The sequence below is a fragment of the Sulfurimonas sp. genome (genome assembly GCF_029027585.1).
Classification (GTDB): Bacteria; Campylobacterota; Campylobacteria; order Campylobacterales; family Sulfurimonadaceae; genus Sulfurimonas.
In genome coordinates, this window is sequence record NZ_CP093397.1 from 811,383 (window position 1) to 824,803 (window position 13,421).

Annotated in this window: 11 protein-coding genes and 1 pseudogene; 4 read left to right on the forward strand and 8 right to left on the reverse strand. The window is 30.9% G+C overall.

The genetic code is table 11. From position 1 onward, the window contains the following. Window position 1 precedes the first annotated feature (1 nt). The 8 genes from purD to MOV50_RS04260 form a co-directional block, all read right to left on the reverse strand. Window positions 2–1,267 carry a phosphoribosylamine--glycine ligase gene (purD, locus tag MOV50_RS04225; protein ID WP_321779158.1) on the reverse strand — a complete coding sequence of 422 codons (1,266 nt, stop codon included), beginning with the start codon at window positions 1,265–1,267 and terminating at the stop codon, window positions 2–4. Window positions 1,268–1,526: 259 nt separating this feature from the next. Further along, complete coding sequence (locus tag MOV50_RS04230; protein ID WP_321779159.1) at window positions 1,527–2,162, reverse strand: uroporphyrinogen-III synthase; 636 nt, start codon at window positions 2,160–2,162, stop codon at window positions 1,527–1,529. Further along, window positions 2,152–2,958 (reverse strand): HNH endonuclease, encoded by an 807-nt coding sequence (locus MOV50_RS04235; protein ID WP_321779160.1) that lies wholly within the window; start codon window positions 2,956–2,958, stop codon window positions 2,152–2,154. Before MOV50_RS04235 ends, MOV50_RS04230 begins: the two co-directional genes overlap by 11 nt. Next, complete coding sequence (locus MOV50_RS04240; RefSeq protein ID WP_321779161.1) at window positions 2,955–4,733, reverse strand: AAA family ATPase; 1,779 nt, start codon at window positions 4,731–4,733, stop codon at window positions 2,955–2,957. Before MOV50_RS04240 ends, MOV50_RS04235 begins: the two co-directional genes overlap by 4 nt. Window positions 4,734–4,802: 69 nt before the next feature. After that, on the reverse strand, window positions 4,803–6,353 hold the full coding sequence (gene guaA / locus MOV50_RS04245; RefSeq protein ID WP_321779162.1) for a glutamine-hydrolyzing GMP synthase: 1,551 nt from the start codon (window positions 6,351–6,353) through the stop codon (window positions 4,803–4,805). Between the two features lie 138 nt (window positions 6,354–6,491). Beyond that, window positions 6,492–7,865, reverse strand: a complete 1,374-nt coding sequence (gene nhaD, locus MOV50_RS04250; protein WP_321779163.1) for a sodium:proton antiporter NhaD — start codon at window positions 7,863–7,865, stop codon at window positions 6,492–6,494. 9 nt (window positions 7,866–7,874) lie between these two features. Further along, entirely contained in the window at window positions 7,875–9,311 is a 1,437-nt protein-coding gene (gene nadB, locus MOV50_RS04255; protein ID WP_321779164.1) for an L-aspartate oxidase, read from the reverse strand. Continuing rightward, on the reverse strand, window positions 9,311–9,457 hold the full coding sequence (locus MOV50_RS04260; RefSeq protein ID WP_321779165.1) for a hypothetical protein: 147 nt from the start codon (window positions 9,455–9,457) through the stop codon (window positions 9,311–9,313). The genes nadB and MOV50_RS04260 overlap by 1 nt, the downstream gene beginning before the upstream one ends. Window positions 9,458–9,544: 87 nt before the next feature. Here MOV50_RS04260 and uvrC point away from each other — a divergent pair. The 4 genes and pseudogenes from uvrC (at window position 9,545) to MOV50_RS04280 (ending at window position 13,420) form a co-directional block, all read left to right on the forward strand. Then, window positions 9,545–11,322, forward strand: a pseudogene (gene uvrC, locus MOV50_RS04265) (excinuclease ABC subunit UvrC). 57 nt (window positions 11,323–11,379) lie between these two features. After that, complete coding sequence (locus tag MOV50_RS04270; RefSeq protein ID WP_321779166.1) at window positions 11,380–11,793, forward strand: PAS domain S-box protein; 414 nt, start codon at window positions 11,380–11,382, stop codon at window positions 11,791–11,793. 9 nt (window positions 11,794–11,802) lie between these two features. Next, entirely contained in the window at window positions 11,803–12,531 is a 729-nt protein-coding gene (locus tag MOV50_RS04275; RefSeq protein ID WP_321779167.1) for a hypothetical protein, read from the forward strand. Beyond that, window positions 12,482–13,420, forward strand: a complete 939-nt coding sequence (locus MOV50_RS04280; RefSeq protein ID WP_321779168.1) for an Hpt domain-containing protein — start codon at window positions 12,482–12,484, stop codon at window positions 13,418–13,420. The genes MOV50_RS04275 and MOV50_RS04280 overlap by 50 nt, the downstream gene beginning before the upstream one ends. Window position 13,421: the final 1 nt, after the last annotated feature.

The following is a 13,421-nucleotide window of genomic DNA, read 5'->3' on the forward strand; positions in this document are numbered from 1 at the left end:
CCTAAAGAGCTTGATAAGCTATATCTGTTCTGATTTTTTTACCCATATAGTGTACTTGTCCGCATCTAAGATATGCTCTGTCTCTTGCTTGTTTTATGCTATCGCCTAAGCCAACACAAACTAAAACTCTTCCACCATCAGCATAAAGTCTGCCATCTTCCTCACTTACTCCAGCATAAGATATGTGTGTAAAATCTTCTATCTCTTGATGTTTAACTTCATCTAAAATAATCTCAGCAGGGGTTGAACTTCCATAAGGATAATTTCCACTAGCCATAACTACACCGACTGCATATTGAGATGAAAATTCTACTTTTAAATCACTAAGTTTATTTGTTGCAGCTTTATAAAACATATCGCTAACACTCGAAGTCATAAGAGGCATAAGTATCTCACACTCTGGATCACCAAAACGAACATTAAACTCTAGTGTAATTGGCTCGCCATTTACAACCATGATACCTATAAAAAGAACTCCTTCAAAAGGTGCACCCTCTTTTTTCATTCCATCTAATGTTGGCACGATAACTCTATCTCTAACCTTTTGATAAAGTTCTTCATCAACTAAAGGTGTTGGAGCATAAGCACCCATTCCACCAGTATTTGGTCCTTCATCTCCATCTAAAAGTCTTTTATGGTCTTGTGCAGCAGGTAGTAAAATATAATCATCACCATCACAAATAGCAAACATTGAAAGTTCATAACCATCTAAAAACTCTTCAACTATCACTTTAAGTCCTGCATCTCCAAAACTTTTTCCACTTAGCATCTCAGATATTGCAACTTTTGCTTCATCGTGAGTCTGTGCAATAATAACACCTTTACCACCACATAATCCATCTGCTTTTACAACAATTGGAGTAGATAAAGTATCTGTAAATTTAAAAGCATCTTCGATAGAATCTGTTTCTATATATGCTGCAGTTGGTATTTCATATTTTGCTAAAAAGTTTTTCATATATACTTTTGAGCCTTCAAGTTGAGCAGCTTCTTTACTTGGTCCAAAAATTGTTAAATCTTTTGCTTTAAATATATCTACAACTCCATCTACTAATGGAGCTTCAGGACCAACAATTGTTAAGTCTATTTTTTCATCTTTTGCAAAATCTGCTAAAAGGTTATAATCTTTAATATCTAAATTTGTACCTAATGTTTTTGTAGCGCCATTTCCTGGCATAAAAAATAATTCATGTTCTTGTTTTTCATTTAAAATTGCTCTTGCAATAGAATATTCTCTACCACCAGCGCCTAGTATTAATATTTTCATTGATTGTTTTCCTAGTTAAAAGTTATAAAAGCCCAAGTAGCCGTTTCGCACAGGCTTGGTTCTAAAAGCCGAATTTGGGTGAAGAGAGAGAAATCTATTGGCCACATTATCTTGACAGAGTTAACATATCTCAAACGATAACACCGACTCACAATAACTCTACTAGTTCACTAATTGAAAATGTAGAACCCTCATAATTACGATATATCGAACTACTCAGACTATGAATATATTATACTAAAAAATTCTTGATTTGTAGCTAAAGTGTAATCGCTAGTTCCATACAACTTTCAATAGATGTTTTTTGAGATATTTGATACTTAATATTTTTAGGTAATGATTTTGCAGTAGTTTTTCCAAGCACAACTACTTTTGCGTACGAATCAATAGTATGTGTTTTTAAAAAACATGTAATAGCAGAAGGAGAAGTAAAAATTAGAGTAGCATTTTTACAAATATTAACATCTAGTACTTCTTGTGAGCACTGACTTGCATATAATATCTCTTCATCTATATCATATCCATCATCCTGGCATCTAAGCACAAAGTCAGATGCTATAAGCTCTGCTCTTAAATAAAGCCATTTTTTATCTTTAGACTTTTCTTTTATGTTTTTAACTAGATTATCGCCATAGCCGTCGCCAATATCTAAAATATTTCCACCAAAGTTTTCATAAGATGCAGCAGTTTTTTTAGATACACACAAAGCGGGTATATCTATAAAATCTTTTTTATCATATTGTTCTAATGCTTTAACTGTTTGTTTTGAGGTAATTATGAGGTAATCATAAGCACTAAAATCAATAGAAGGTTTTAAAAACTTAACTTCTAAAGATTTTACGCTTATTGCATCTTGATGTTTTGAAGTAGCAAAAAGATAGATATTAGTTTTCATCAGTTCTCAACTTAACAATCAATGAGTTTACAATTGATTTCATCTCGATATTCTGAACAAATATATCTATATTACTTAAGATAAAATATCTTAACGAGTAAAACTTTTTTTCTTTATTACATTTTTGTATAAATTGCTTCACGATAAGAATTAAGCCTTTAACTGATTCTCTTTTACCTTGATTATTGTTTTCATCAAATAATAGATGATATTCATTAACTAAACCTATAAAATCTTCAACTATCTCTTCTCTTAATTCTCTCAGCTCTTCTCTATTTAAATTACAAGTTTCGATAGTATAGTCTACTCTAGGATTCTCTGAAGAGATATTAGAATCTCTGTTAAAAATCAAATCTGCTTGAATATCCTCTTTTTCAGGATTTATAAGCATTGGTTTTTCTAGTTCATCATAACTATTACCTAGATTATGAATATTTTCAAATATTTCACTATTATAGGTTACTCTTTGATTTCTTGTTTCAAAATTTACACCTTTTGAACCATTACAACTTGTACAGCAAAGTAGTAAGTTATCCCAACTATAAGCCAACCAAAAATATATATCTTTTGGTCTGTAATGTTCTATATGTTTTGGAGAGTTTAAAAGAGTATCTTCACAATAGACACATTTTTTATTGTAAATTACATGAAGTCTATTTTTTAATTCCTGAGGTTTATATAAAGTTTTGCCATGATTAAATGCTTCATCTGAAACATTACTATTGAAAGCATCTTCTCTTTTTTGATTATTTAAAATTTCTGGAACATCACTAAAGTCTTTTTCAACTTTAATCATATCTTATCTAACTCTTCATCTATAAGTTTAAGTATCTCTTCTTCATCAATATTTATATTTTTTTCTATTTTCTTTGATATAACTTGATGTATTTTATCGTAAATATAATCATCACCGCTGACTCTTTTATCATAATCCCTTGATGTAATATTTTTTAAATCAAAAAGTGGTGAAGAAATTAGACTATTGTTTGTGTAGCCTTCATTTAGCATCTGATTTGATATACAAACCTCTCCATCTTCTTTATATATCTTATAAAACACAGCTTCTTTACTAGCTCCAAGTATAACAGTTGGACTATGGGTTGTTACTATAAACTGTATTAATGGAAAGAGTCCTCTTAATTTGTTCATAAAATCATATTTCCATATTGGATGCAGATGTAACTCTACTTCATCTATAAGTACTATTCCTTGATATTCTTTTATATCTATAATATATGGTTGATTTTCTGATAATCTAACTAACATATCACATATTATTGTTATTACACCTTTATATCCTGCTGAGAGTCTATCAAACTCTATTTGTTTAGAGCCTTTTTCTGTAAAAATAACATCTGTTGGACTAATATCAATCTCAACTTCTTTGTTTAGTAGTTCTTGAATAAGCTTTTTAGCTTGAACAACTGATATAATATTATTTTCATTTTTACTTTCACTATAATCAAGAAGTTGCAACCACTTAACAGGGTCTTTTAAATCTAAACTACCATCAAAGAGAGTTAAATAGCCAACTTCATCATCTTTTATCTGACAATTATTATTTCTACTTGAGCCATACGCAAACATATTCTTATATATATTTTCATCTGATTTATATATTTTTTTATTACTATTAGTAATTTTTAGTTCAAACTCATCTTTTATCTTACGAAATCTCTCTTGTCCATCTTTTTGAACACCTTTTAGTGCTATGGCAATCGCTTGTAGTAGTAGAGTTTTTCCATCCCCATTTTCACCGAGTATGTAAATCTCTTTTTTGTCTTTTAGATTGTCTAGTTGTAAATCTTTGATACTGAAAAAGTTTTTTATCTTTATTTTATCAATAGTTGATATGTCCTCTTTTTTAATATTTTTAGATTTTTCTTTTTTTAAATCATTTTCCAATACTTCTAAAAGTAAGTCTATATCTTTTAGTTTCTTAAGATAAATTGGTTTTATATTTTCACTATCATTAATTAGCTTATTGTATATATAATTATTAGATGTTACTACAATACTTGATATATCAATAATAGCCTCATAGCTATCTAAATCATTCATATTATTTGTAAAGAATATCTTATGTCCAAAATAATTCTGAACAAAACTGTGACTACTTTTAAATGATGTATATCCAGCAAAACTATAATTTTGGTCATAATATAATTTATCACTCAGTAAATTACTATTATATTTTTTCATTTTTTTTATAAATAAAGATGGGTGTAAATCAATAAATGAAGTGAATATTTTATTATATTTAAATTGTTTAGAATCAATGTGTAAAGAGTCAATATGCTCTATATACTCCTTAATAGATAAAGATTTTTTATATAAGTTGATTTTTTCAATTATTGTTAAATTATTAAAATTTTCTGGTATATCCCAAAGTTTACTTTTAAAAGAGTTATTGATAATTAAATCCGCATATTCTGAAGCTACAAAATCTGGTGAAACATAAACTAGGCTATCCTGTTTAGCTATATTTAGCAATAACTTATATGATTTACACTGTTGAGGATTTTGTGGGTCAAATATATATTTTTCTATTTCATCTTTATCTATAGTCATTATATACCTTTATTTACATTCCATATCAGGAGATATGGAACGAGAGTATTTGTCTTGGCATTGAAGAAATTATTCCCACTCAATAGTTGCTGGTGGCTTAGAAGATATATCATAAACAACTCTATTGATACCATCAACTTCATTGATTATTCTTCTTGAGATTCTTTCAAGTAAATCATGTGGAAGATGAGCAAATGTTGCAGTCATTCCATCAACAGCTTCAACAACTCTAACACAAACAGTATTATCGTAAGTTCTATTATCACCCATAACTCCAACAGATTTTACATTTAGTAAAACTGCGAATGCTTGCCAAGTTTTAGCATAGTAACCACTAGCTTTTAACTCATCTAGTAAGATAACATCTGCTTCACGAAGAATAGTTAAATCAGGTACATTAACATCACCCATAATTCGTATAGCTAACCCAGGTCCAGGAAATGGATGACGGTTAATCATACCCTCTGGTAGGCCAAGCTCTAAACCAATTTTACGAACTTCATCTTTGAATAGTTCACGAAGTGGCTCAATTAGTTCAAAGTCCATCCAATCAGGAAGACCACCAACATTATGATGAGACTTAATTACTTCAGATGGCCCATTTACAGAGATAGACTCAATAACATCAGGATACAAAGTACCTTGAGCTAAGAACTTAATTCCATCATGTTTTTTAGCTTCTTTTTCAAATTCTTCTATAAAAGTATGTCCAATAATTTTACGCTTAGTTTCAGGATCTGAGATACCTTCTAATTTACCTAAAAAGTTATCAACAGCATCTACTGTAATTAAAGGAGTTTTTAGGTTTATTTTAAAAACTTCTTCAACTTGTTCTCTTTCACCTTTCCTAAGCAATCCGTTATCAACAAAAACAGGGATAAGTTGATCGCCTATTGCTTCATAAAGCATAGCAGCAACAACAGAGCTATCAACTCCGCCACTTAAGCCACATAGAACTTTTCCTGTTCCAACTTTTTCACGAATCATTTTGATTTGTTCTTTTAAGAAATGTTCCATTTTCCATTTTACACTAACACCACAAATATTTCTTGCAAAATTACGAAGCATTAAGTAACCTTCTTCGGAATGCTGAACTTCTGGATGATATTGCATTGCATAAACTCGTTTTTCTTCATTTGCAATTGCTGCATAAGGAGAATTTGCACTTGTTGCGATTGGATTAAAACCTTCTGGCAATTCATCAACTTTATCAGAGTGACTCATCCATACAATAGCGTTATCATCACAATCTTCAAGAAGAGGGGAACAATTTTTACCTATATTATTTATGGTAAGTTCTGCTTTTCCATACTCGTGATGGTTTGAGCGAACTACACTCCCACCAAAATCAACTGCTATTCTTTGCATTCCGTAACAGATGCCTAAAATTGGAAGACCCATCTCATAAACACCTTTATCTACTTTGTAAGCATCTTCATTATAAACGGAAGATGGACCACCACTTAAAATGATTCCTTGAGGATTTTTTGCTTTAATCTCTTCAACTGAAGTATGATATGGAAGAATTTCACAATAAATTTTATCTTCACGAAGACGACGAGCTATAAGTTGTGTGTATTGAGAACCAAAATCTAAAACTATAATACTAACATTTGTCATTGAAAAAACCTTTTAATAAATATGATAAATAAGTGTGAAAGAATACAATAACTTAGGTTAATGTAGAATTTAGAAGATAAAAAAAATGAGGTATTCCCAAGCTTTGCTTGGGAATAAAAAGTAAAAGATTTAGTTAAATCAACCACCTATTCCTAGTATTACATATTGAAAATACCAAACTGAAACAGATACAACATAACCAATTAGAATTGTCCAAGAATATTTCATATGTGCACCAAAAGTGTAGATGCCATGAAGTTTACCCATAACACCAACACCTGCTGCCGAACCAAAACTAATAAGACTACCACCAACACCAGCAGTTAAAGTAACTAGCATCCATTGAGCAAGTGGAAGATCTGGAGAAGCTTTTAGTACAGCTGACATAACAGGAACATTATCAATAATTGCAGAAAGGAAACCTACACCAATATTTACATAAGTTGGATCAAACATCTCATAAAGTTTAACAGCGTGACCTAAGAAACCTGCAAAGTGCAATGCACCAACAGCAGCTAAGATACCGAAGAAAAACAGTAGAGTATCATTTTCAATTTTTGAAACTGACTTGTATATTTGAATATCATGGTCATGATATCTTTTAAGAGTATATGCGTACAGTTGTAAGAGTGAAAGTCCAAATAACATTCCCCACATTGGAGGTAAGTGCATTATTTGTTTACCCATAACTGCCGAAAAGATAGTAAATACTCCTAAAAATATAATTACTTTTCCACCACGATGGATATGAACTGGCTCCGCACCTTCAACTTTCTTAGGGTGACCTTCTGGAACAAAACGAGAAAGTAAAAATGCTGTAACAACCCAACCAATAATAGAAGCAGGAAATAAAAATAAGAAATCAACAAAGGTTCCCTTTCCAGCAGACCAAGCCATAAGAGTTGTAATATCTCCAAATGGTGACCAAGCACCACCAGCATTAGCTGCAACAACTATGTTTATTGCCGCTGGGATAAGGAAAGCCTTGTTGTCTTTTTCAATAGTTAAAAGAACAGTTGAAAGAATTAAAGCTGTTGTTAGATTATCAGCAACTGGGGAGATAAAGAAAGCTAAAATACCTGTTACCCAAAATAACTTTTTATAGTTATATCCAGCACCAAGTAACTTCTCTTTAAGTGCGTCAAAAACATTTCTTTCTATTAGTGCTTCAATGAAAGTCATCGCAACAAATAAGAAGAAGAAAATCTCTGCTATTTCTAAAATAAGATGCGCTATCTCTGTATCAAAAGCCGCAAAATTTAAACCATTATAAGCATAATATGCACCTAAAAGCATAAACATAAAAGTACCTGTAAACAGGGCTGGTTTAGCCTTATTTATACTGTACTTTTCTTCTGCTGCAATAAAGTAGTACCCAACTACAAATATTGTTAACAATAACCAACCAAATGGCTCTGTTGCCAAATCAACCGCATGACCTGCTGCATGTGCAGCAGTCGTTGCAAATGCTGCTACACTAGTTAAACCTAATAGCGACAAAATTTTAAACATCACATCTCCTTAAATAATTGTGTGAACTCCGAGAGATTCTTCTCTAGCTAAACTAGAACGAATAATCTCTTTTGCCGTAAGTAAACGAAATTTCAGTAGTTTACCAATATTTTCTTTTAAAAGAGCATTAATTTGCTCTAAAGCGTCATTTAATCCTTCTTTTGTTCTAACAATTGATACTTTCTCCCACATTATAAAACGCAATAAGTTCTTTTTAGCTTTATCTTCTTTTAAACTCATTACCTCATCACTCACTTCAAACTTTAACATCTCTTTTGTTTGAGTATCTTGTAATATTTCAGTTACTGCTTCTTTTGCAAAAACCAAAGCTTCTAAAAGAGAGTTTGATGCAAGTCTGTTTGCTCCATGAACACCTACAGATGCGACTTCACCTACTGCATAAAGTCCTTCAATATTTGGGACTTTTCCACTCAAGTCTGTTTTTATTCCACCTATAGCATAATGAAATGCAGGTGAAATGGGTACTCTTTGAGTTGGAACATCAAAACCTATGTCTTGAAGATTATTATAAATATTTGGAAATCTTTGCATAAAGTAGTGATAATCAAAATTTTGAAAATTTAAGTATATTTTTTTATTTGTTTTTTTACAATAATCATAAATAGATTTACTAACAATATCTCTAGATGCTAACTCTCCCCGTGAATCATACTCAAACAGAAATCTTTTTGAATCTTCATCTTCGATAGTAGCACCCTCGCCTCTTAGGGCTTCAGTTAAAAGTTGTTTTTGGACATTGTTACTATTTACATAAACTGTTGGATGAAACTGCATCATTTCCATATGCTCTAATTCTATGCCTTTTATCAAGCAAAGACCTTGCATATCAGCACTGATACAAGGGGCATTTGTATGATATTCAAAAAGTGAACCAACTCCACCACTAGCTATGATGACATCTCTTGCATAGATATTTTCACTTTCTCTATTTTTTAGTACAGTTACCCCATAACAAACTCCACCACTAATAAGCAAATCAACAACTCGTGCATCACTAAGTAAAATATGTTTATTTTGTTTTAACAAAAAGTAGTGCATGTGCCGACCTGTTGCATCTCCTCCAGCATGAAGTATTCTGTTTGTTGAGTGAGCTGCTTCTTTGGTATAAAGCAAATCTCCATTTTCATCTTTATCAAACTCAAAACCAGCATCTATCAAATCATCTATAACTATTTTTGATTTTTTACTTAAAATATTTACAGCTTCTTTATCACAAAGCCCCGTTCCAGCATCTAGGGTATCTTTTATATGAAGGGAAACATCATCTTTATCTTTTGCAAGAGCAACACCACCTTGAGCATAAAAACTGTTACATTTAAATGTTTCTCTCTTGTTAATGATAAGAACTTTTTTTGATTTTGGAATGTGTAAAGCCGCATAAAGCCCTGCAACTCCCGCTCCTATGATTATTACATCATACTGCATTATTTCTTTTGCTCTTTGATGATAAACTTAACATTTTCATCACTTACAGGTGCATCTTCTTCATAATAAGGTGCTCCTTTATAACCACATCCATTTACACTAAACATAAACATCGCTATAATTAGCAAATGAAAAATACTCTTCAAATTTTTAAATCTATTCAAAACAAGCCTCAATTTTTTAAACTAAATAATAGTTCGATGATAATACACAAAGCATTAAAAGTGCTTTAAATGACTCTTAAACAAACCATAAATCAACTTCCATCATCTGCTGGCATCTATGAATACTTTGATAAAGATGGGAATCTACTCTATATAGGTAAAGCAAAAGACCTACAAAAACGAGTTAAGAGTTACTTCAACTCTAAACTTTCACTTAGAATACAAAAGATGATAAGTCAAACTACTTCTATGAACTACATAGTAGTAAACTCTGAACATGACGCACTCATACTTGAAAACTCACTCATAAAACAGCTCAATCCGAAATACAATATTTTACTTCGTGATGATAAAACATACCCATATATATATGTAGATAACTCTTTAAAATATCCAAGGTTTGAAATCACTAGAAAAATCATAGATGCTAAAGATATAAAATATTTTGGTCCCTACTCCATCGGAGCGAGGGATATTTTAAACTCTATTTATGAACTTTGTAAACTTGTTCAAAAAAAAGGCTCTTTAAAGTCAAAAAAACTTTGTCTTTATCATCAAATAGACAAATGCCTTGGTCCTTGTGAACTTCCAATCTCAGAACAAAGATATAAAATAGAGTTAGATTTAGCTGTTAAACTCATACAAAACAAAAGATTTTTAATAAAAAAACTTCAAGAACAGATGGAGTTTTATGCTTTAAACTTACGCTTTGAAGAAGCAGGAGAACTCAGAGATAGAATAGAGAAAATTTCTCGTTCTGAGATTAAGAGTGAAATAGACTTTGCAACAAATGAAAATTACGATATTTTCGTTTTACAAAACTCTAATACAAGAGCAGTTATCGTTAGAATATTTATGAGAGATGGAAAGATTATCTCATCTACACATGATTATATACAGTTAAATGAAGGCATAGATGCATCTGAGCTTTACCAACGCGCAATTTTAGACTTTTACTCAAAAGAAAAACCACCTATTATTGCACCAATCTTAGTTGCTTTAGAATTTGAAGGTTTAAAAGCCATACAGATTTATCTGAGCACTATTTTTGAAAAAACTGCTTCTATAAAAGTACCAAAACAAGGTAAGAAAAAACAACTCATCGACTTAGCAATTTTAAATGCAAAAGAATTATTAAAAAAGATAAAAATTCATTTAACACAAAAGTACTATACGAACTTCAAGAACTTCTTTGTTTAAATAGAATTCCTAAAAGAGTAGAAGTTTTTGACAACTCACATATGTCTGGAATTGCTACTGTTGGCGCAATGATTGTATGTGAAGATGGAGCATTTGATAAAAAAAGTTACAGAACATATCATCTAGATGCAAAAGATGAGTATGCCCAGATGCGAGAAACATTAACTAGACGAGTAGAAAGTTTTTCTAAAAATTCTCCTCCTGACTTATGGATAATTGATGGAGGCTCTACTCTTTTAAAGTTAGCATCTGAGATTATTGCTTCATCTGGAGTATTTATAGATGCTATTGCTATATCTAAAGAAAAAATAGATGCAAAAAGTCATCGGGCTAAAGGTAAAGCAAATGATATTTTACATACAAAAAATGAGAGTTTTAAACTAAAAAACTCAGACAAACGACTTCAATGGGTACAAAATCTAAGAGATGAAGCACACAGAAGTGCAATAAGTTTTCATAAAAAAACAAAATTAAAACTAGACAAAGAGAGCAAACTTCTAAATCTAAAAGGCATTTCACAAGCAAAGATAAAAAAACTTTTAAATCATTTTACAACATTTGAAGCTCTCAAAAAACTCCCTCTTGAAGAAATAGCTTCTATTTTAAACATAAAAGATGCCAAAATTATAAAAAATATTTATAAATAAGTATATATTTGCATCTATTATGATATATTATTATCAAAATATTATAGAGGTATGTTTATGGATAAAGTGACACCTGTTGATGAAGAGTATGTTTTCGAAGGTAGTGCGATTATAAGTCAAACTGATTTAAAGGGCTTCATAACCTTTGCAAATAGAAAATTTTGTGAGGTTTCTGGTTATAAAACGAGTGAGCTGGTTGGAAGCAATCATAATATTATTAGACATCCTGATATGCCAAAGTCTATCTTTGGGAAGATGTGGGATACTCTTCTTGGTGGAGAATCATGGAATGGTTTAGTCAAGAACCTTCGTAAAGATGGTTTATACTATTGGGTATATACGGAAATCACACCTATTTACAATAACAATGAAGAAGTTACTGGTTATATGGCGGCTAGAAAAAGTGCTCCAAGAAAAGATATTGAAGAAAGTGAAGAAATTTACAAAAAAATGCTTAAAACTCAAAACTAAGGGAAACTAATGTTAATTTATAACTATCAAAAAGAATTTTTAGGAATTGATGAGCTTGATTTAAAAGCTTTAGGATTCTCAGATTTTGCACAACTAAGAAGTGAATCGGCTGATTTTGCAGACCTCTTTGTAAAAACACCTGGTTTTGTACATAACTTTAAACATGTTCACTGGATAGACTTTGTTACTTGTGCAGAAGGCAGTGAAGATTCAAAAGTAATCATACATGTGAATGGAAAAAACTTTAGATGTACTCTTGATATAAAAACAATCTTTTTAGTTGATGACCCTTCTCAAAAAGCGTACATTATTAACCTTGTTAATTTAAGAGTTTTATCTCATAAAGAAAATGAACATGTTGCTGACGATGTACTTGAGAAACCAGCACCAAGAGTTTCTACACAAAAAGCTGCTATTTTTAATGCTCCACAATTTAGTGAAAATTCTCAAAACGAAAAAGTTTATAAACCAGAAACTCAAACTCAAGAGGTTCTTGAAGAAGTAGAAGTCACACATGACCCATATGAAGTAGGTGCTACTCAAACTTACGATACTCTTGAAACAAATCCGATGGTAGTTGATGATATCTACGAAGATAAAGAAATAGACTTTGAAGATGAACTTTTAGAAATAGATGAGATTGAAGAAACTCATCAAGAAATAGAAATAGAAGAAGTAGATGAGGAATATGAACAGAAAACAGTTGTTTTTTTCTCAGGCTTCAGATGTTGGTTCTGATTATCTGTATGACCCACACTTAGCATCTGAAGAACTTGGTCTTCCTGTTGATTTGATAGAAGAGTTTATTCAAGACTTTATAAATCAAGCAGAAGAATTTAAAATATCATTATATGATTCATTGAATAGTGATGATATAGACAAAGTAAAAATACTATCTCATAAACTAAAAGGTGTTGCTGCAAATCTTCGCATAGAAGATGCTTTTGAAGTCTTAACCACTATCAACACTTCAGATAATACTGATAAGATAAAAACAAATATAGACACTTTTTACCTTATCGTAGAAAAACTCTCAGGTAAAACTTTTAAGCAAGCTAAGCCTTCACCAGTCCAAGAGGAAGAGGAAGAAGAAGTTGATGACGATTTAATCTTGAGTTTTAAAGATGAAGATGAAAAAATACAAGAACAACAAGAAATAGAGATAGATATACCTAATATTTCAAAATTAGCTAAAGCACCTATTAAAGATGTTATTGAAAAAATAGAAATAGAAGAAGTAAAATTAGATTTAGATTTGGACTTAGAACTAGATGAGTTTGATAATAATTTAGAAATCTCTCAAGAATTAGCAGAACCTTCTTACTCTAAAACTTTAGCCGCTAATGAAATTGGCATAGATATAGAAGATTTTAAGGTTCTTTTTGATGATTATATACAAGAGGGTAATAAAACCTGCGATAATGTACAAGAAGCGATAGAGCAAAATGATTTACAAAAATGTAAAAAAATTGCTAAGAAATTAAAAAGCATAAGTGAAAATATGCGCATAGACGCTTTATCTAAAAACCTTGAGTCTATTATTGGTTCTCAAAATATAGAAGCAGTAAAAGAGTCTATTTCTAAAGTTCGTACTACATTAGAAAAATTATCTCAAAGTGAGGCTTAAC